This is a genomic window from Corynebacterium sp. NML 120412, from assembly GCF_002285155.1.
GTDB lineage: Bacteria > Actinomycetota > Actinomycetes > Mycobacteriales > Mycobacteriaceae > Corynebacterium > Corynebacterium gottingense.
The window spans coordinates 1-20,425 of record NZ_NSGL01000011.1; the positions used below are offsets into that span (position 1 = coordinate 1).

15 protein-coding genes, 1 tRNA gene and 1 pseudogene are annotated in these 20,425 nt (G+C 65.2%); 5 read left to right on the forward strand and 12 right to left on the reverse strand.

Annotation, left to right across the window (positions count from 1 at the left end; genetic code table 11):
• The coding region (locus tag CKJ84_RS11815) for a nitronate monooxygenase (protein WP_198949282.1) at nt 1-421 on the forward strand (421 nt) is incomplete at its 5' end.
• 581 nt (nt 422-1,002) lie between these two features.
• Here the strand turns inward: CKJ84_RS11815 and CKJ84_RS12575 are convergent.
• The 9 genes and pseudogenes from CKJ84_RS12575 to CKJ84_RS11855 form a co-directional block, all read right to left on the reverse strand.
• A pseudogene (locus tag CKJ84_RS12575) lies at nt 1,003-1,800 on the reverse strand (fumarylacetoacetate hydrolase family protein); the annotation flags it as partial.
• 9 nt (nt 1,801-1,809) lie between these two features.
• Complete coding sequence (gene pth / locus CKJ84_RS11825; RefSeq protein WP_095535694.1) at nt 1,810-2,373, reverse strand: aminoacyl-tRNA hydrolase; 564 nt, start codon at nt 2,371-2,373, stop codon at nt 1,810-1,812.
• Between the two features lie 20 nt (nt 2,374-2,393).
• Nucleotides 2,394-3,047 (reverse strand): 50S ribosomal protein L25/general stress protein Ctc, encoded by a 654-nt coding sequence (locus CKJ84_RS11830; protein ID WP_095547089.1) that lies wholly within the window; start codon nt 3,045-3,047, stop codon nt 2,394-2,396.
• 192 nt (nt 3,048-3,239) lie between these two features.
• Complete coding sequence (locus tag CKJ84_RS12285; RefSeq protein WP_158221708.1) at nt 3,240-3,392, reverse strand: hypothetical protein; 153 nt, start codon at nt 3,390-3,392, stop codon at nt 3,240-3,242.
• A gap of 98 nt (nt 3,393-3,490) precedes the next feature.
• Complete coding sequence (gene hisC / locus CKJ84_RS11835) at nt 3,491-4,525, reverse strand: histidinol-phosphate transaminase (RefSeq protein ID WP_095547090.1); 1,035 nt, start codon at nt 4,523-4,525, stop codon at nt 3,491-3,493.
• A gap of 6 nt (nt 4,526-4,531) precedes the next feature.
• Complete coding sequence (locus CKJ84_RS11840) at nt 4,532-5,893, reverse strand: amino acid permease (RefSeq protein WP_233125714.1); 1,362 nt, start codon at nt 5,891-5,893, stop codon at nt 4,532-4,534.
• Between the two features lie 79 nt (nt 5,894-5,972).
• Entirely contained in the window at nt 5,973-6,950 is a 978-nt protein-coding gene (locus CKJ84_RS11845) for a ribose-phosphate diphosphokinase (RefSeq protein WP_095535692.1), read from the reverse strand.
• Nucleotides 6,951-6,959: 9 nt separating this feature from the next.
• Nucleotides 6,960-8,399 (reverse strand): bifunctional UDP-N-acetylglucosamine diphosphorylase/glucosamine-1-phosphate N-acetyltransferase GlmU, encoded by a 1,440-nt coding sequence (gene glmU / locus CKJ84_RS11850; RefSeq protein ID WP_095547091.1) that lies wholly within the window; start codon nt 8,397-8,399, stop codon nt 6,960-6,962.
• 66 nt (nt 8,400-8,465) lie between these two features.
• Nucleotides 8,466-9,701, reverse strand: a complete 1,236-nt coding sequence (locus tag CKJ84_RS11855) for an MFS transporter (RefSeq protein ID WP_095276881.1) — start codon at nt 9,699-9,701, stop codon at nt 8,466-8,468.
• Nucleotides 9,702-9,781: 80 nt separating this feature from the next.
• Here CKJ84_RS11855 and CKJ84_RS11860 point away from each other — a divergent pair, with 80 nt between their 5' ends.
• Nucleotides 9,782-11,239 carry a multicopper oxidase family protein gene (locus tag CKJ84_RS11860; RefSeq protein ID WP_233125716.1) on the forward strand — a complete coding sequence of 486 codons (1,458 nt, stop codon included), beginning with the start codon at nt 9,782-9,784 and terminating at the stop codon, nt 11,237-11,239.
• Here the strand turns inward: CKJ84_RS11860 and CKJ84_RS11865 are convergent.
• Nucleotides 11,214-13,256, reverse strand: coding sequence for an acyltransferase family protein (locus CKJ84_RS11865; protein WP_095276878.1), 2,043 nt, complete (start codon nt 13,254-13,256; stop codon nt 11,214-11,216). The two genes, CKJ84_RS11860 and CKJ84_RS11865, sit on opposite strands and share 26 nt — an antisense overlap.
• A 269-nt stretch (nt 13,257-13,525) precedes the next feature.
• Here CKJ84_RS11865 and CKJ84_RS11870 point away from each other — a divergent pair, with 269 nt between their 5' ends.
• Nucleotides 13,526-14,209: a TetR/AcrR family transcriptional regulator gene (locus tag CKJ84_RS11870; RefSeq protein ID WP_095547092.1), complete on the forward strand. Its 684-nt coding sequence runs from the start codon at nt 13,526-13,528 to the stop codon at nt 14,207-14,209.
• Nucleotides 14,206-17,838 carry a transcription-repair coupling factor gene (gene mfd, locus CKJ84_RS11875; protein ID WP_095547093.1) on the forward strand — a complete coding sequence of 1,211 codons (3,633 nt, stop codon included), beginning with the start codon at nt 14,206-14,208 and terminating at the stop codon, nt 17,836-17,838. The genes CKJ84_RS11870 and mfd overlap by 4 nt, the downstream gene beginning before the upstream one ends.
• A gap of 413 nt (nt 17,839-18,251) precedes the next feature.
• Here the strand turns inward: mfd and CKJ84_RS11880 are convergent, their stop codons facing one another.
• Complete coding sequence (locus tag CKJ84_RS11880) at nt 18,252-19,136, reverse strand: NgoMIV family type II restriction endonuclease (RefSeq protein ID WP_095276872.1); 885 nt, start codon at nt 19,134-19,136, stop codon at nt 18,252-18,254.
• Nucleotides 19,133-20,158 carry a DNA cytosine methyltransferase gene (locus CKJ84_RS11885; protein WP_095547094.1) on the reverse strand — a complete coding sequence of 342 codons (1,026 nt, stop codon included), beginning with the start codon at nt 20,156-20,158 and terminating at the stop codon, nt 19,133-19,135. Before CKJ84_RS11885 ends, CKJ84_RS11880 begins: the two co-directional genes overlap by 4 nt.
• Nucleotides 20,159-20,314: 156 nt before the next feature.
• Between CKJ84_RS11885 and CKJ84_RS11890 the strand changes: the two genes are divergently transcribed.
• Nucleotides 20,315-20,388: transfer RNA gene (locus tag CKJ84_RS11890), tRNA-Leu, on the forward strand.
• Nucleotides 20,389-20,425: the final 37 nt, after the last annotated feature.

Here is a 20,425-nt window from a genome sequence, read left to right on the forward strand (position 1 = left end):
GGTTCCGGACACCCGCTACCTGGACACCATCGTCGAAGAGGTGGCGGACTTCGGTGCGCCGTTCATCGCCGCGGGCGGGGTGCGGGGGCCGGAGGATGTGGCACGGCTGCGGGATCTGGGCGCGTCGACCATTGCGTGCGGCACCGCCTTCCTCATGGCCGATGAAGCCGGTACCAGCCAGCGTAACCGCGAGCTGCTGCGCACCGACCGGAGAACCGTGGTGAGCAAGGCGTTTTCCGGCCGGTGGGCGCGCGGCCTGGAAAACGAGATGACCAAGCGCTACCGCGACATGCCGCCGATCTACCCGTACCTGCGCCCGATGACGAAGGATCAGGATTACTGCCTGGTGGGCAAGGACCGCGGGGAGCTGATGGAGGCGCCGGCGAAGGAGATCGAGCGCTACCTGCTGGGCGAACGTTAGTCGCTCAGCGCCAGCTCGAACACGAGGCCGCTGCAGGTGATCCGCGCGGCGCGGGTGCCTTCCCACTCGGGCGCGAAGCCGACGTCCCTGAGCGCGTCGACGACCTCCTGGCCGACGGCGTCGTCGGCGTCGGTGTTCGGCGCATCCAGCGAGGCAAACCCGAAATAGAGCTTGCCGGTGTGGATGAGGCCGTCCACGTCCTGCGTGGTGCAGTAGGCGTAACCGCGGCGGCCCTCGCGTGTGGCCCGATCCGCGCCCTCGTCCGCGGCTTCGGCCTTGGTCCAGCCCTCGTCGAAGGAGAAGGAGAGACCGCGGTCGGCGAGCGCGTCGCTGAAGGCCTCGAGTTTTGTGGCGTCCTCGGAGGGGGAGGGGATGCGGCGGGCGTATTCGGCGCGGATGTCGTCGAGAAGCGAAAGGGCGTCGACGTTGTCCTCGTCCTCGTAATGCGCGGTGATTTCGGCGGCGCTCCAGCCGTGGCAGAGCATCATCGCGATGTCGCTCTCGTCCGACTCTGGTTCGTAGAGGTACTCGGAGGGCGGGAACGCGCTGGTGAGCATGGCGTGCTGTCGCCGCAGGATGCGGGTGGTGTTCTCGATCGCGCCGAGGCCGTCGATCTCCACGCGGACCGTGTCACCGTCTGCGAGGTAGCGCTTGGGGTCGCGCGCGTGGCCCACGCCCGCCGGAGTGCCAGTGGCGATCACGTCACCAGGGTTGAGCGGGTAGAGGTGGGAGATGAACTCGATGAGCTTGGCGGGGGAGAAGATGAGATCGTCGGTGGGGGCCTGCTGCATCATCTCGCCGTTGACGGTGGTGGTCAGGGTGGGGCCGGGCTGCCACTCGGTGTCCAGCCACGGGCCGAACCCCGCGGTCTTTTCTAATGATTTTCCCTGGTGCCACTGCTTGGTGCGCTTCTGGATGTGGCGCTGGGTGTAGTCATTGATCACCGCGTAGCCGGCGATGTGTGCGTGCGCATCCGTTTCCCGCACGTGCCGGGCGTACTTTCCTACCACCACAGCGAGCTCGCCCTCGAAGTCGAGCGTATCCGCGTTGAAGTCGGGGATCTCCGCGTCATCGTAAGGGCCGATGAGGGCCTCGGGGAACTTGATGAAGAGGGTGGGGACGTCGGGGCGCTCGTGCCCCATCTCCTCGATGTGCTTGGCGTAGTTGAGCCCGACGCAGATGATCTTGCTTGGGCTCGGAATCACGGGCGCTAGCTGGTCGTGGGAAAACGAGACACGTTCGCCCTCCTGCCAGGAATCCGACTGGAGGAGCGCGCCGACGTCCGGGAAACCTGGGTAGGTGACCGCGGTGGTGTCGGACTCGAGGCGGGCGGCGACGGTCAGGTCATGGCCGGGGACTCTCAGGGTGACTAAGCGCATGCCACAAATTTATACGGAATGGCGCCACAAATCTGCCGCATCGGCCGCGGCGATGGAGATCTCGACCTGCTCCCGGGAAGAAAACGGCTTGAGCACGTAGTCCGCCGGGGCCATGCGGCCTGGCGGGCGACCAATGCCGAGCGCCAGCTTGTGGTAGGGCTTGCCGCCCAGGGATTTGGTGACGGACTTCAGCCCGTTGTGCCCGTGGTCCCCGCCGCCGGTGCGGAGCTTGACCTGGCCGAGCTCGAGATCCAGCTCGTCGTAGGCGACGTAAAGGTTGGACGGGGGAACGCGGAAGTAGTCCGCGAGCGCCTTGATCGGCCCGCCCGAGACGTTCATGAAGGCCCGGGTGCGCGCCAGGATGACCTGGCGGTCGGGCAGGAGGCGGCCGGCGGCAAGCTCGGCGACCTCGGTGTTCGTGCGTTTGTGCACGGCAAGTTGGGCCGGCATCGGTGTGGCGCGGGAGCAGAGCTCGTCGATAAGCGCGATGCCCGCGTTGTGGCGCGTGCCGGCGTAGGTGGGGCCGGGATTTCCCAGCCCCACAACGAGGAGGGGCGAATCAGAAGTAGACACGGCCCCTCAGCATATCGTGTTTACTCCTCAGAGTCGCCAGACTCAGCCTCGTCCTCGGTGGACTCAGCGCCAGCCTCGGCGCCGCCCTCCTCGGCCTCAGCGGCGGCTTCCTCGAGCTCCTCGTCAACCTGCTCGTAGGTGACGTTGACCAGGAGGTCCTCCGGGTCGGACAGCAGGGTAGCGCCCTCCGGCAGGGTGACGTCGCCAGCGGTGATCTGGTCGCCGATCTCCTTGCCCTCGACGGACACCTCGAGCTCGTCCGGGATGCTCAGGGCGTCGATCTCGATCTCGATGACGTCGTTCTCCACCAGGACGACGGCGTCCGGGTGAGCCTCGCCGGTGGTGATGACCGGGACCTCGACGTTGACCTTCTCGCCGCGCTTGATGCCAAGCACGTCGATGTGGTCGATGTCCATGGAGATGACGTTCTGGTCGATGTGCTTGACCATGCAGAGCAGCTTCTCGCCGTCGAGGTCGAGCTCGAGAATAGCGTTCACGCCCTCGTTACGGATGATCGCGGAGATCTCGATGCGGTCCACGGAGAAGTGGATGTTGTCGATGCCGGACTCGTAGAGGACGCCCGGGATACGACCCTCGCGACGCAGGCGGCGGGCAGCGCCCTTGCCAAACTCTTCGCGCTTTTCAACCTTGATGACGGTCGGGGTAACAGCCATGATGTGACTCCTTTATAGTTTCGGGCCACAGGAAAAGCCTGCGACCACTGAACGGAACAGGTGCTCGTCGAGTGATCGCAGGCTTGCTCATCACTGCTCACTCGAGCATGAGAAAAAGTCTGGATGCATATCGCGCCGATAACGGCTATACAGCCCTCGCCGAGACGTGGAAAGTGTAACCCACCAGCGACATCAATCCAAACTCTTGGAGGAGCGGATGGCCGGGCGCGAGCAGACGAGGTACGCCACCGTTTCCGCCTCGAGCTCCTTTATTTCGGTGTGCAGGTACAGGCGCTCGCGCTGCTCGGGGGTCCAGTGCTGGGGCTGAGCAGCGTCGTCGTGCATCGGCCCGAGGCGGCCGGGCTGCGCAGGTCTGCAAGGACGGCGTCGACGGTGTCGAGGTTGCACTCCATGCCCGCGAGCGTACGGAGCGAGGCGAACGTCTATTCCAATATCTGGTGAAGGACGCGCAGGCAGGCGTCTGTCTCGTGTTCGTTCGTGACTGTGATGCGCACGCCCTCTGGAAACGCGCGCACAAGCACGCCGTGCGCGGCCATGCGCTCGGCGAAATCCTGTGGGGCACCCGGAATCCAGACGAAGTTGGTCTGCGACTCCGGCGTGCCGAAGCGCGACAGCGCCTCGACCAGCCTGGTCCGCTGAGCACACGTCTCGTCCACACGAGCCTTCAGCTCCGCGCCCGCGCTCAGGCACGCGAGCGCCCCCGCCTGCGCGACGGAGCTGACAGAAAATGGCACCGCCACCTTGTTCAGGGCCTCGATGATGCTGGGGGCGCCGAAGGCGTAGCCCACGCGCACGCCGGCCAGGCCGTACGCCTTGGAGAACGTGCGCAGGCCCACCACGTTGGGGTACTTCGTGATTTCCTCGGTGGCCACCGGGGTGTCGGCGGCGCGGTTGTATTCAAAGTAGGCCTCGTCCAGCGCGACCGTCACGCGCGGCGGAACCGCGGCCATGAATGACTCCCACTCCGCGGTCGTGATGGTGGTGCCGCTCGGGTTGTTCGGGTTGCACACGAAGATGAGGCGGGTGGCGTCGGTGATCGCCCCGGCCATCGCGGCGAGGTCGACGCGGTGCTGCGCGTCCAGCGGAATCGGGCGCGGCGTCGCCCCCGCGACCTGCGCGAAGATGGGGTAGGCCTCGAACGATCGCCAGGGAAAGATTACCTCGTCGCCGGGCTGCGCAGTGGCGGTGACCAGCTGCTGGCATAGCGCCGAGGAGCCGGTGCCCACAGCGACCTGGTCAACGTCGACGCCAAGGTGCGCGGCCAGGGCTTCGCGCAGCTCCACCGCGCCCATGTCGGGGTAGCGGTTCGTGCCGTCCAGCGCTTTCGTCATCGCCTCCACCACGGTGGGCAGCGGTCCTTCCGCGGACTCGTTGGAGGAGAGCTTGACGGTGCCGGGCGCGAGTTCGCGCGCGCCGGGGACGTATGCGGGAAGGGATGAGAGATCGTGGCGGATCATGCCTGACTAGTTTAGGACCTCATCGTGCTTCCGGAGGGCACTTATTACGCTCAGTGCGACGATCCAGGCAATGAGCGCGAGCAGCCCCACGCGGTAATCCGGCAGGCACGCCATGAGCACGAGCACCAGCGCGTAGAACCCGGCGCAGAGCCAGTTGGCAACGGGGTAGAACGGCGCGCGGAAGGAAGTCTGCCCGCCGCCCGCCCGGAAGCGGAGGTGGGCAAAGCTTATCGACGCCCACGTGATCAGCTCCGAACCCACGATGATGGCAAGCAACACCGCGAAGACCTTCCCCTCGAAGAAGTAGTTCAGGATGACAACGACGCCCATCAGCGTGGCGTCGAAAAGCAGTGCCCGAAGCGGCAAGCCCTTCTTGGTGGTGGCGGAGAACCAGGCGGGGGCCTGGCCGTTGCGGGAGAGGTCGCGGAGCATACGGCTGCCGGAGTACGTCATGGTGTTGCACACCGAGGCCACCGCCACCAGGATCACCAGGTTGAGCAGGTGCGCTGCGCCGTCGACGCCGACTGCCGTGAGCACGCGGATGAACGGGCTGGCGGAGGAGCCTTGCTCGTCCCACGGGGCGAGGAGCAAGATGACGCTCATGCCGCCCAGGTAGAACAGGAGGATGCGCCAGATGACCGAGTTGACGGCGCGCGGAATGGACTTCGACGGGTCCTGCGCCTCGCCCGCGGCCGTGCCGATGGACATGATGCCGCCGAATGTAAACGTCACCGCGACCAGGGAGAACAGGACGCCGGTGGCGCCGTTGGGGAAGAACCCGCCGTGGATGAACAGGTTGTCGGTGCCCACCGCGGGCTCTGGTCCCAGTCCCAAGACGAGCACGATGCCCAGCACAATCATGAGGGTGAGCGCGATGACCTTGATCAGGCTGAGCCAGTACTCGGCCTCCGCGAATACGCTCACGCGCGCCGCGTTGATGGTCACCACGACCAGGAGCGTGACCAGGGCGGTGAGCCAGTGGGGGATGGATGGGAACCAGAAGTCGAGGAACGTGCCCATGGCGGTCAGCTCGATCATGCCCACCACGATGGTGGTGAACCACCAGTTCCAGCCCGCGATGAAGCCGGCGCGCGGGCCGATGAACTCGCGGGCGTAGGCGGCGAACGAGCCGGAGACCGGGTGGGCGACCGCCATCTCGCCCAGCATGCGCATGAGCAGGTAGACGATCGCGCCGACGATGAGGAACGCGAGCAGGACCGCGGGGCCGGCGTAGTTGATGGACTCGGCGGAGCCGAGGAACAGGCCGGTGCCGATCGATGAGCCAAAGGCGATCATCTGCATGTGGCGCTGCTTCACGCCGCGCTGCAGGCCACCATCGCTTTCTGGCGGTGTTGCTACGTCGGACACGGGACTCCTCACAATTCATTGCGGCCCCCGTACCGGCGTGCGGTCACGGGGGCTTATGGGAAAGTACGGCGGTGGGCTACTACGCCTGGCCCTCGAAGAGGGTGGTCACCGAGCCGTTTTCAAAGATCTCGCGGATCGTCTTGGCCAGCAGCGGGGCAATGGACAGCACCGTGAGGTTCTTCCAGCCTTCCGTGGACTGCGGCAGGGTGTCGGTGGTGATGACCTCCTCGGCGCCGCACTGGCTCAAGCGCTCGCGTGCCGGGTCGGAGAACACGCCGTGGGTGCAGGCGATGACGACGGACTTCGCGCCCGCCTCCTTCAGCACGCCGACGGCGCCGGCGATGGTGCCGCCGGTGTCAATCATGTCGTCCATGAGGATGCAATCCTTGCCCTTGACGTCGCCGACGACGCGGTTGGACACGACCTTGTTCGCGGCGTCGATGTCGCGGGTCTTGTGCACGAACGCCATCGGGGCGTCGCCCATCGCGTTCGCCCACTTCTCCGCGGTCTTCACGCGGCCTGCGTCGGGGGAAACCACGACCAGGTTGTCCATCGGGTACTTGGACTTGATGTAGTCCACCAGGATGGGCTGGGCGTGCATGTGGTCGACCGGGCCGTCGAAGAAGCCCTGGATCTGGTCGGTGTGCAGGTCCACGGAGACAATGCGGTCGGCGCCGGCGGTGGTGAGCAGGTCCGCGATGAGGCGAGCGGAGATCGGCTCGCGGCCGCGGTGCTTCTTGTCCTGGCGGGCGTAGGGGTAGAACGGCAGGATCGCGGTGATGCGCTTCGCGGAGCCGCGCTTGAGCGCGTCGATCATAATGAGCTGTTCCATCAGCCACTTGTTCAGCGGCTGCGCGTGCGACTGCATGACAAAGCAGTCGGCGCCGCGGACGGACTCCTCGAAACGGATGAAGATCTCCCCGTTTGCAAAGTCGCGGGCGGTGGTGGGAACGAGGTCAATACCGAGCTCGTTGGCCACCTGGTTCGCCAGCGCCGGGTGGGCGCGGCCCGAAAAGACCTTGAGGTCCTTGTGGCTTTCGGTTGAGTATCCAGTCATTGCGATCCTTTAGCTCTCGCGTGCGTTCTTGGCAGCCTTCGCAGCATCGGTGTCCGGGCGGCGCTTTTCCACCCATCCCTCGATGTTGCGCTGGCGGCCTTCCTTGATGGCGAGTGCGCCTGCAGGCACATCTTCCGTTACCACTGTACCCGCGCCGGTGTAGGCGCCATCACCGATGTTCACCGGGGCGACAAACATGGTGTCGGACCCGGTGCGGCAGTAGTCGCCAATCGTGGTGTGGTGCTTGTTCACGCCGTCGTAGTTGGCAAAGACGGAGGAGGCGCCGATGTTGGACTCGCGGCCGACGGTGGCGTCGCCGATGTAGGTGAGGTGCGGGACCTTGGAGCCCTCGCCGATCTTCGCGTTCTTGGACTCGACGAACCCGCCGAGCTTGCCGCGCGCGCCCAGCTCGGTGCCGGGGCGGATGTAGGTGAACGGGCCGACGGTTGCGTCCTCGCCGATCACGCCCAGCTCGCCCTGGGTGCGCACGACCTTGGCGCCGGCGTGCACCTCCATGTCGGTCAGCGTGGTGTCCGGGCCGATCTCGGCGCGGTCGCCGATCGAGGTGGCACCCCACAGCTGCGTGTTGGGGTAGATGATCACGTCCTGGCCGATCTCCACGTCTACGCCGATCCAGGTGGTCGCCGGGTCGACCACGGTGGCGCCCCCGCGCATCGCCTTCTCCACCTGGCGGCGGTTCAGCTCCTTGCCGGCGGCAGCCAGCTGCACGCGGTCGTTCACGCCGGCCAGCTCGCGGGCGTCGGGCGCCACAAAGGCCGCGACGGTCTTGCCGTCGCCGCGGGCGATACCGAGCACGTCGGTGATGTACAGCTCGCCCTGTGCGTTGTCCGAGTTGATGCGGGTCAGCGCGTCGCGCAGCACGGCGCCGTCGAACGCAAAGACGCCGGAGTTGACCTCCTTGACGGCCTTCTGTTCGTCGTTAGCGTCCTTCTCCTCGACGATCTCGCGCACGTCGCCGGACTCGTCGCGGATGATGCGGCCGTAGCCGGTGGGGTTCTGGAATTCCAGGGAGAGCACCGTCACGGCGGCCTGCGCCCGCTCGTGCTCGCTGATGAGCGCCTCGATGGTCTCCGGCTGCAGGAGCGGGACGTCGCCGTTGGTGACCACGACTGTGCCGTCGAAGTCGGGGATGGCGGTCAGGCCGCACTGGACCGCGTGGCCGGTGCCGTTCTGCTCCTTCTGCACCGCCTGGAGGATGGTGGTGTCCATCTCCTGGGCAATCTCGTCCACCGCCGGAGACACTTGGTCGCGCTGGTGGCCGACGACGGCGACGACGTGCTCCGGGTGCACGGAGGCTGCGGCATGCAGCGAGTGGGAGAGCAGGCTGCGCCCACCGATCTCGTGCAGCGTCTTCTGCTTCGTCGACTTCATGCGGGTACCGGCGCCTGCGGCGAGCACAACGACGGCGCACTGGGAGTGGTTTGGCACTCTTGGCTCCTTATGTATGGCTTTGAGTTGAGTAACTATCGTCCTGTTTACGTTAACGCATAACGCCTACGCGTTGCGGGCAGAGACATCCTTCAGGTTCGCGGCGGAGAACACACCAACGAAGCCGACGAGGGCCAGGAACACCAGCGTGGTCTGCGGTCCGAGCACCGAGATCGCCGAGGAGATCGCGCCGACCACTAGCAACACCACGCCCATCACGGTGTTCGCGGCCCCCGTGATCATCGTGCGGCGGTCGCCGTCCGCCATGTCCACCAGGTACGTCTTGCGGCTCACGCGCACGGCGGTGTGCGCCAGGTTGACCACGAAGAAGCCCAGCGGCATGATCCACGCGTTGGCGGCCGCGGGCAGCAGGTTTGCGCTCGCGACGAGCAGGAGCAGGCTTATCGACGCCACCGCCGCCGCCCAAGCCATCGTCGTCTTCGACGACTTATCGGACCAGATGCCGGAGATGCGCCCACCAATGAGCGCCGCGCCGCCAGAGGCAATGATGAACGAGCCCAGGTTGGAGAGGTTCGCGCCCTCCGATTGCGCCAGCACCACGATAAAGGGGGTGGACAGGGCGGTGACCAACATCAGCGAGCGCACGACGAGGAACTTCTGCAGCTGGCGGTCGCCCTTGACCAGGTCGTAGGTGGCCTTCGCCCAGTTGGTGTTGGACGCAGGAGTCGGCTCCTCGGCGGGCTCCTTGATCGTGCCAAAGACCAGCGAGGCGAACGCCCACGTGGACGCGCCGCCAGCCAGCAGCGCCACGATCACCCACCGGGGCAAGTCGTTGGGGAGAAAAGAGAGGAGAAGGCCGACGGCGAGGGTGAAGCCGCCGGACAGCGCGGCGGCGCGGCCCGTGATCCGGCCGCGGCGCCCCTTCTCAATGGTGCGCCCCTGCACGTCCTTGCCCGCGATGGAGCACAGCGCGCGGAACACCGCTTGCGCTGCGAGGAGGACGACGACTGCGGCGCCGAGGGCGGTGCCGTCGATAAGCATTGCACTGAGCGCGATCAAGCCTGCGGAGATCGCCTGGCCCCACGAGCCGATGAGCCAGGCGCGTTTGCGCTGCGCCTGCGAGGTGACCCACGGGCTGAGCGCGGCCTGGGGGAGCATCGAGCCGGACTCGCGGATCGGGACGAGGAAGGAGGTGAAGACGTGCGGCACGCCCGCCGCCGTGAAGAGCCAGGGCAGGACCGTTTTGGGCGCGACGATCTGGTCGCCGATGCCTTGCAGGCCGTTCGACCAGATGAACCTGCGCGCGTTGTACTCCTGATGTGGTTTCGGGCTGTTGCTCATGTGGGGAATAGTAGAGTTGAGGGGTGGCGTGCGCAGAATGAGGCGCACCAAACTTTTCGGCTGAGCAGGAGGCTTTGACCGTGGCACGCGGTATCAATCGGCGGACCTTTTTCCGGGGCATCGTCCTCTCGAGTGCGGCGGTACTCGCCGCTTGCGCGAGCGGGCAACCCACCCCGCGCGGGGCGAAAGAGGAGGCACGGCCCCTGCCTATCCCTCCGTTGGACCAGGGCCGGTTGGTCGGGGGAGCGCGCGAGTTCGAGCTGACCGCGCAGGAGGGGCACGCTGAGATCCTGCCCGGGGTGCGCACCAAGACCTGGGGCTTCAACGGCGATTTCCTCGGCCCGACCCTGTACATGCGCAACGGCGAGACCGTGCGGATGACGGTGCGCAACCAGGTGAGCGAACCCACCGTCGTGCACTGGCACGGCATGCACCTTCCCGCTGATGCGGACGGCGGCCCCGCGCTCGCCTTCGCGCCGGGGGAGCAGTGGCAGCCGGAGTGGACCGTGCGACAGGACGCCGCCACCCTCTGGTACCACCCGCACCCGCACGGGGTGTCCGCGCTGCACGCGTACCGCGGCCTCGCCGGAGGCATCGTGATTGCCGACGACGACGCGGACGCCCTCGGCCTTCCCAGTACCTACGGCGTGGACGACATCCCGGTGGTGATCACGGATGCCAAGTTCACCGACGACGGCCAGCTGGACGAGACGATCGACCCGACCTACGGCCTGCTCGGGGACACCCCGCTGATCAACGGCATTACGAAGCCGAAGCTGGAGGCCCGAGCGTCGCGGCTGCGGCTGCGCCTGCTCAACGGGACCACCATGCGGTTCCACAACCTCAGCTTTGGCACGCCGGTCCACGTCATCGCTACGGACCAGGGCTTGCTGGAGCGCCCCGTCGAGGTGGATTCGATCCTGCTCAGCCCGGGCGAGCGCGCCGAGGTCATCCTGGACCTTGAGGCGGGCAAGACCGCGAAGCTGCGCAGCATCGGGGTACCGGACGGCGGCGGACTCCCGGACGAGGAGGTGGCCAACGGCTTCGGGCTGGGCGACACGTTCGACCTGCTGGAAATCACGGGGCCTGCGTCCGGGAGCAGTGGGGACCTGCCGTCCTCGCTCGCTGCGGCGCCGGAGGTGAGCTCCGACGATGTCCAGGCAGCGGTGGAGCGAGAGTTCCGCCTCAACGGGTTCCAGATCAACGAGCAGTCCATGGACATGGACCGGATCGACTTTGTCATTGATAAGGAGGGGCCGGAGGTGTGGACCGTGACCAACGAGAACGCGGATTGGCCCCACAACTTCCACATCCACAACGCGCGCTTCCGCGTGCTCGGCGTGGAAGGCGGCGAGTTAGCGTTCACGGACGGCTGGCACGACACCGTCTACATCCCGCCGCTGGCCACGGTCCGCCTCTACGTGGACATCCCGTTCCTCCCCAACCCCGAGTACGCCTTCATGTACCACTGCCACATGCTGTTCCACGAGGACGAGGGGATGATGGGCCAGTTTAAGATTTTGGACCGTCCGCAGTAACCTCCGCGTCCTTCGGGATGTCGCTGGTCTCGATGCCTTGTGGGAATGCGTGGGACAGTGCTGAGGCGAAGTGCTTCCCGCGCGCGTCGTTGCCCGTGGCGTTGTAGTGCACCTCGTCTCCGGCCAGGAACCAATCCAGGTGGCCGCGGGCCTCGGACGCCCAGTCGTAGACCACGACGTCGCGACGCTCTGCCGCGACCTTGCGGAGTGCGTCGTTGAACTCCTGCATGTTCTCGTTGGAGTAGAAGCCGTTGCTCGGGTTGCCGGTGGCGGCGGTCGGCCACATGACGCGGTAGCCGTCGAGAAGCTCGAGCATCGTGCGAATGTTGGTCTCGATCTCGCCGGTGGTGTCGTAGCCGTAGGAGCGGGCGGCGTCCGCGTTGGCCGCGTCATTGACGCCGGTGGCGATCACCCAGCAGGTGTCCTCACCGGGCACGCCCATGTTTTGGAGCTGCTGGACGGACTCGATGGCAGACGGATAGTTTTCGCCGTTGCCGCTAAACCCTTGGTTGGTGGCGCGAGCGCCGAAGACGCTCGTCTCGACGCTGTCCGCCCCGGCGTCCAGGTAGCGGTCGATCGCGGTTTCCGCGCCCTCGGGGAGCTGGCCGGGGTCGAACATGCCGATTGAGGTCGAATCGCCCACGTGGATGACCTGGCCGCAGGCGGTGGTGACGTCTGCGGCCTGGTCGCTCCACGACGCCGCCTGCTCAGTGGTAGTCATAGATTCGGTCGTTTCCTCGGCCTCCTGTTCCCTGTGACCGCTGCTCTTCGCGGAGTTGGGCAGCGCCATCGCCGGCTTCGCGGGGCTGCCGGTGTCCGTGGCGAACAGGGCGGGGATGCCGATGGCGATCACGCTGATCAACGTCACCGTGGACCCCAGCGATACTGGGCGCAGCGCCTGCAGCGGCTTCGTCTTGTACGCCTTGAGTGGGCCGAACACACCGTGGCGGCGGATCGGGTTTTCAAACAGGGTCCAGCTGAGCGCTGCGAGCGCCACAGACAAACCGACGGTGAGCACGGAGGCCCAGAACAGGTGCTCCTGCAGCCACGTATCCGGCATGAAGTAGATGACCGGCATGTGCCACAGGTAGATGCCGTAGGAGCGTTCGCCGATCCAGCGCAGCGGCTCCCAGCCGAGGATCGCGGGCCAGGGGCCGCGCGTGCCCAAAACGGCGTAGATGGCCAGGACAGTCGCCGCGTTGAGCAGGAGGATGCCACCCTTGTACAGGAACATGTTCTCCTGGGCGACCACCATGCTCAGCGCGATGATGCCGGCAAAGCCGACTGCGCCGACGAGCGTGCCGGCCACCGGTGAAGCAGCCACCTGCTTCCCGGCGTTGCGGCGCGCAGCGACGATGATGGCGAGCGCCGCGCCCAACAGCAGGCCGCCGGCGCGGGTGTCGGTGCCCTCGTAAATGCGGGTCGGGTCCACGTCGGGTGTGGCCAGTGCCCACATCCACCCGAAGGAGGCGGCGGCGAGGAGGACGGTGGCGGTGGCGACGAACCAGGGGCGGCGCAGCACCTTGAGCAGGACCCAGAGCAGGAGCGGCCACAGGAGGTAGAACTGCTCCTCGATGGCAAGCGACCACATGTGGTCGAGCGGGCCGGGCCCGTTGAACTGGTCAAAATAGGACGTCCCGGTGGCGATGTTGTGCCAGTTGTTCACGTAGAACACCGAGCTGATGGCCTCGAAGGCGCGGTCGCGCAGGTGCTCGGCGTCGAAGGCGACCGAGAGGAGCAGGACCGTCAGGACGGTGGCCAACATCGCCGGCGCGAGACGACGGAACCGGCGGAGCCAGAAGGTGCCCAGGTGCAGCGAGTTGTCGCGCAGGTGGCCGTTCATCAGGTTGAGCGTGATGAGGTAGCCGGAGAGCGTGAAAAAGACGCCGACGCCGAGTAGCCCACCGCCAAAGCCCGGGAGGTTCAGGTGGTACGCAATGACCAACAGCACCGCGATCGAGCGGAGCCCGTCGAGCGCAGGGACATACCGGGTTGAGCCGTGAATTGGGCGCGGCATAGGGGAGGCCTTCCGACTAGCTGTTAAAACAATGGCAGTGTAGTCGGAAAAGGATTAAATTTACTATTTGAGCCACGCGAACCCGCTGCATAAAAAGCTTCCCCACCAGGACTCGAACCTAGAATGACGGTACCAAAAACCGTAGTGTTGCCGATTACACCATGGGGAATGACAAGAAGATAGTCTAGCGTATTGCGCGCGATTCCATAAAATGTCTCCAGCGGTGAGGCCTCGACGGGTGCGGGCCGCGCGGACGTAAAGTAGTACGCATGGCTCGTCAGCGAATGACCGGCAAACAGCGCCGGGACCAACTCATTGCCGTGGGCTGCGCCGCCTTCGCGGAGCGCGGCCTCGACGGCATCTCGGTGGAGGAGCTCGCCAGCCGGGCTGAAGTGTCCAAGCCGGTCATCTACGAGCACTTCGGCGGCAAGGAGGGGCTCTACCGCGCCGTCATCGACGTGGAGATGCAGAAGCTGGAAACGCGGATCTCCGCGGTGATCCAGGATGGGCGGTGGCGCGAGCGCATCGAGAAGGGGGTGGTCGCGGTGCTGGAGTACGTCGAGGAGGAAACCGACGGGTTCATCATTATCGTCCGCGGCCAAGCGCCGGGGGAGGAGCCCACTTACACCACACTGCTCAGCCGCGTCACCTCGCAGGTCTCCGCGCTGTTAGCGCAGGCGTTCCGCCAGCGTGGATTAGATGACTCGGTTGCGGCGTTGTACGGTCAGGCGCTGGTCGGCACGGTGTCCAACACCGCGCTGTGGTGGCTGGACGAGCGCCAGCCGGACAAGTACACCACCGCCGCCCATATCGCCAACATGTGCTGGAACGGGCTCCGCGGCCTGGAAGCGCAGCCCCACATCGTGCCGTATGAACTTTCGGCTTCGGGTGGGGGCGGAGAAGGTGGCGTCGACAAGCACTACAAGCCCACGGATGGGGAGAAGGACGAATGACACAGGACACCGTGCCCGCGCTTGGCGGGCTGCTCACCATGGCCATGACCGACCCCAAGCTCAAGGGGCTGGTGGCCAACGTAGGGATGGATTCGCTGCATGTGACGGGGCTGGACCAGGCGCGCGCCTGGGCGGCCGGGGCGATCGCGCGCGAGGTGCCGCTGCTGCTCATTACCGCCACGGGGCACGAGGCGGAGGACCTCGCTGCGGAGCTCAAGGCGCTGCTCGGCGAGGCGAAGGTGGGGCATTTCCCCGCCTACGAGACGCTGCCGCACGAGCGGCTCTCGCCCGCGCCGGACGTGGTGGGGCGGCGCTCGAAGGTGCTGTGGGAGATGCCGCGGGTGATCGTGGCCGCCGCGCGCGCCGCGTGCCAGCCCGTCCTCCCCGCGCCGGAGCCGATCCGGATCGAAGCCGACCGCGAGTACGACTTTTCCCAGCTCACCGAGCGGATTTCCTTGTTCGGCTACGAACACGTGGACATGGTGGCTAAGCGCGGCGAGTTTGCCACCCGCGGCGGCCTCATCGACATTTTCCCCACCACCGCCGAGCAGGCCGTCCGCATCGAGTTCTGGGGCGATGAGGTCACCGACCTGCGCAGCTTCTCCGTCGCGGACCAGCGCACCATCGACGAGGTCGCGGCCGTCGAGGTGTTCCCCGCCAGGCAGTTGCTTATCGACGCCACCGTGTCCGCCAAAGCCGACGAGCTTGCCAGGAAGTTCCCGTCCAACCCGACCCTGGTGCAGCTGCTCACCCGCGTGTCCGAGGGCATCCACGCCGACGGCATGGAGGCGCTCATCCCCGCGCTCACCGAGCAGAAGTACGCGGCGCTGCCGGAGCTGATGCCGTCCGGCGCGATCGTGATGGTGACCTCCCCGGAGAAGGTGCGCACCCGCATCGCCGATCTGGAGGCGACTGACCACGAATTCCTCGAGGCCGGCTGGGAGGCCGCCGCCATGGGCGCTGAGGGACCCGTCGCCGTGGAGGGCCTCGACTTGTCCGCATCCTCCTTCCGTTCCTACGAGTCGCTGGAGGTTTCCGCGCGCAACGCGGGGGCGGCGTGGTGGACCTTCGCACCGCCCGGCATGTTCGCCGCGGACGACACGGAGACGCTCCCGCTCGAGTTCGACCCCGCGCCCGCGCCGAAGGGCGACCCGAAGAAGATTGAGAAGCTCTACGCCACCCTGAAGCTGCACGTGCAGCAGAACCACGGCAAGGTCGCCTTCGTCGCCCCGGCGAAGGGCTCCGTGGAGCGCACCGCGGAGCGCCTGCGCGAGCACGGCGTGTCCGCGCGCATCGCCACGCCGGGGCTCGAGCCCGTCGACGGCGCCGTGACCCTCTACCAGGCGCTCAGCCACGCGGGCATGGTGTTCCCGGGCCCGAACCTGGTTGTGGTGACCGAGACGGATGTGACCGGCAACAGGGTCGGCGACATCGCCGGCGCCAAACGCCGCGCCCCGCGCCGCCGCAACCGCGTCGACCCGCTCGCGCTCACGCCGGGCGACTTTGTCGTCCACGACACACACGGCATTGGCAAGTTTGTGAAGATGGCCGAGCGCACCATCAAGACGGGCGATGAGGACTCGCGGCGCGAGTACATCGTGCTGGAGTACCAGCCCGCCAAGCGCGGCCAGCCCGGCGACCAGCTGTGGGTCCCCATGGAATCGCTGGACCTGCTGAGCAAGTACACCGGCGGCGAGGCCCCGCGCGTGAGCAAGATGGGCGGCTCGGACTGGAAGAACACGAAGCGCAAGGCCCGCGCGGCCGTGCGCGAGATCGCCGGCGAGCTCATCGAGCTCTACGCCAAGCGCCAGGCCGCGCCGGGCCACGCCTTCGCCCCGGATACCCCCTGGCAGCAGGAGATGGAAGACGCGTTCCCGTTCGTGGAGACGGAGGACCAGATGGCGGCCATCGACGCGGTCAAGGACGACATGGAGAAGCCGACGCCGATGGACCGCGTCATCGTCGGCGACGTCGGGTTTGGCAAGACCGAGGTAGCCGTCCGCGCCGCGTTCAAGGCCGTGCAGGACGGCAAGCAGGTCGCGGTACTCGTGCCGACGACGTTGCTGGCCCAGCAGCACTACAACACCTTCGCCGGCCGCATGGACGGCTTCGGGGTGACGGTCCGTGAGCTGTCCCGCTTCACCTCAGCCAAGGAGGCGAAGGAGATCACGGGCGGGCTTGCCGACGGCTCCGTGGACGTAGTCATTGGCACCCACCGCCTGCTCACCACCGGCGTGCAGTGGAAGAACCTCGGCCTGATCATCGTGGACGAGGAGCAGCGCTTCGGCGTGGAACACAAGGAGCACATCAAGGCCCTCAAATCCCACGTGGACGTGCTCACCATGACGGCGACGCCGATCCCGCGCACCCTGGAGATGAGCTTGACCGGCATCCGCGAGATGACCAGCATCACCACGCCGCCGGAGGACCGCCACCCGGTGCTCACCTACGTGGGCCCGCAAGAGGACAAGCAGGTTGCCGCGGCGATCCGACGCGAGCTGCTGCGCGACGGCCAGGTCTTCTACATCCACAACAAGGTCTCCGACATTGAGAAGACCGCCCGCTCCCTGCGCCAGCTCGTGCCGGAGGCGCGCGTGGTGGTGGCTCACGGGCAGATGAGCGAGCAGGTGCTCGAGCAGACCGTGCAGGGCTTCTGGGACCGCGAGTACGACGTGCTGGTGTGCACCACCATCGTGGAGACCGGCCTGGACATCGCCAACGCGAACACGCTCATCGTGGAAAATGCCCAGAACATGGGCCTGTCGCAGCTGCACCAGCTGCGCGGGCGCGTGGGGCGCTCCCGCGAGCGCGGCTACGCCTACTTCCTCTACCCGAAGGAAAAGACGCTTACAGAGACCTCCTATGACCGCCTGGCCACGATCGCCCAGCACAACGACCTGGGCGCGGGCATCGCGGTGGCGCAGAAGGACTTGGAGATGCGCGGCGCCGGCAACGTGCTGGGCGCCGAGCAGTCCGGCCACATCGCCGGTGTCGGCTTTGACATGTACGTCCGGCTCGTCGGCGAGGCGGTCGAAACGTTTAAGGCCATGATGGACGGCGGCACCGTCGACGGCACCGACCAGGGCCCCAAGGAGATCCGGGTCGATTTGCCTGTCGACGCCCACATCCCGGAAACCTACGTCAACGCCGAACGCCTACGCCTGGAGATCTACCGCAAGCTCGCCGAGGCGCGCGAAGAACAGGACCTCGCGCGCGTCGCCGAGGAAATGGTGGACCGCTTCGGGCCGATGCCGGTCGAGGTGTCGCGCCTGATGGCCGTGGCGCGGCTGCGCCACCAGGCGCGCAAGGCCGGGGTCTCCGACATCCTGGTGCAGGGCACGCGCATCAAGTTCCACCCGGTGGAGCTGCCGGACTCCAAGCAGGTGCGGCTCAAGCGCCTGTACTCGGGGGCGAACTACCGCGCCGCCGCGAAGACGCTCCAGGTGCCGATGCCGCGCGAGTCGAAGGCCATCAACAGCCCGAACCTGCGCGACGTGGAACTCGTCCAGTGGGTAGCCGACTTCCTGTCCAGCATGTTCGATGTCGAGGAGATTGACGTCAACGGCCCCAAGCCCGCCGGAGGGAAGGGCAAGAAGGGCAAGAAGAAGGTCATCTCAGTCAGCGAGTAAGCAGCCGATTCGGGGAGATGGGCACCAAGAAAATGCTCCGCATTGGGGCCGGTGGTGACCGGGGAAAAGAACCGCCCGTTCGCTTCGTGGCAGGAGTAGTGCCATGCGCGTCTCGACTGTGCCAGAACGTCGAGCCGTGACGACTGCCTTTCGTGACGCAGGAGTTCGCACCGAACGGGCGCAGGCGGAGTGGAACCAGGTTGCGGTGGATGCGCCCCTCGACGATGCCCTGAATACGAGGGCTGCAAGCGTTGGCGCCAGCCCGCCTCTTGCATGACGGCAGTCAGTTCAGCAGCAGGTGCCCGCGAATAGCGGATTGCGACTAACCACGAGCGCCTCCACTATGAAATGTGAGACCGAATGCTGCGCCGATGGGTACAGGGAAAGTGGACGCAGGGCTACTGAGCATTTAATTAGACCGAAAGATCAAGTGGAAGGTCAGCGATGTCACGCAGGCGGTCACCGTCTACCAAGGTATGCATTAATTCCTTGGCGTCGTCGCTTCCCTTCTCTTCAATCGCGATCATAAGCTCATTCAACGCAACGTGGTACACCATGTCGACGTCGCCAGTGCCCAGAGCAAGACTAGCTATCCTGCTCATCGTTGGTTCATTTGTGACAGCGATAATATGCGGAGACCGACCTTTTCGGTTTCTAATCAGATTGAGCGCTTCCGCACGCGTATTCTGAGATCGGTCGCTCCTCATTGTCCATTTGCAGGAGATGACAGCGTGCACATGCGCGGTGGGAGCCGCGCGGTTTGCAGCGCGTACAGGGGAGAGGGTTCCAGTGTGTTCATCGACGATGACACGGTCTTGATTTAGCACGTCGTCTGAGATTGCATTTCGGAGAACCAAAATATCCGGGGATATGACATAGTTGTTGCCCAGGGACGCGCCTAAGTCGGGGTTAAGGCGGATTGCTTCTGCCAAACTCGCAAGGTGCGTATATGGCTCATACACTGCGAGATGGTCTCTACGGCGTGAGCTGCCCACATTGAGGATGGACCAATCGCCCGGGCGCACAGATTGCATATAGGGGAACGTTGCTTCCAGGAATTCAGCAATGATGTGTTCGAAGCCCGCTCCAGCGCTCTGTCCAGGCTTTTTCTTGGCAGTGTGTGCATGGAGCTGTTCCGCGACGTGGAGAGAAAGCGCCCGGGACGATGACTGACTCTTGTCAGCGTTTGATGCGATCTTGCCAAGTGGTGTCTCCGCGATGGAAAGGGTGCCTGATTCAACAAGTTGCTGATGTAAGGCGCGGCGCGATGATGTAATTAAAGCTGGACGCGGTTTCATGATGATAGCTCCTCGAGTAACGGTGCGTTAGGGATGATCGCTGTGGCCGGGGAGAGGCCCTGCAGAGGCTCCTTTCGTAGTGCAGATGCAATTCGAACACCGATCGCGTGGGCCACAGGTGGTGGGAACGCGTTCCCCACCTGTTTCCACGCCGCAGTCTTGCCCCCCTCCCATTTCCACTCTGGAGGAAAACCCTGGATTACGGCGCCCATCTTCACGGTGAGGCGAGGTAAATTTTCAGAGAGATCGGTTGGAAAATCCGGGTGAGGAGGCTCTTCTGCGATACTTGTGCCACGGACGCCTAATTTCTTCCAAGCTTCTCGGGCTCGGGTTGGACCGACATCTGGTCCGCCGTGTTTCTTAGATCCGCCGACGAGAGTCGGCCCAATGGCGTTTGCCTGTAGCGCCCACCGTTTTGCGCCTGGCCAGCCGTTTGCACCCATAAGCGGTTCGAGAGCCTGCCCTACCGTGAGGCGGTTCTCGTATGGCGTTGGCCAGGCGAAATACTCGGCATACTCCTCTTTCAGTGCAACCAAAATGAATCGCGGCCGAAGTTGGGGAACTCGATAGTCTGCAGCAGTAACGAGTTCCCAGTACGACTGGTAGCCAAGCTCTGCGAGTTGGTTGACGAGTTTATCTCTGTAGGCCGCAAAACGAGGCTGCGCCAGTCCCTTAACGTTCTCCAGCAATACTGCCTTCGGGTTTGAGCTAGCGATGAGTTCGATCGCGCGAGGGAATAGATCGCGTTCATCGTCTTGACCTAATTGCTTTCCCGCGATGGAGAACGGCGGGCAGGGGACACCACCTGCAAAGAGGTCGAGGTTGTCTGTGTAAGGGGAAATATCAAACTCTAAAACATCGTGGTGAATTACATTCCACTCCGGACGGTTCGAGCGAAGTGTTGCCACTGCGTGATCATCAATTTCCACTACAGCTCGGTGGTGAAAGCCTGCCTGCTCAAGACCGAGCGCTTGACCGCCAGCTCCAGCACAAATTTCTACCGAGGTGAGTTGTTTTTCCATCGTGAGACCTACTTTATATAGTGCTTACCGTTTGGGGTAATGAGTCTACTTTTGGAGCCAACACCAAGAGGGTGGAATCGAAAATATGTTCTTAATCTCAGGAGGGGTAGGCAATTCTTAGCGCGTCGGGGGTGCAGGGTACGATGACTGCCTGTTGCCCCTATAGCCCAATCGGCAGAGGCAGTCGACTTAAAATCGATTCAGTGTGGGTTCGAGTCCCACTGGGGGCACCGATTAGCTCACCGCGTCAACGGCGTCCTGCAGCAG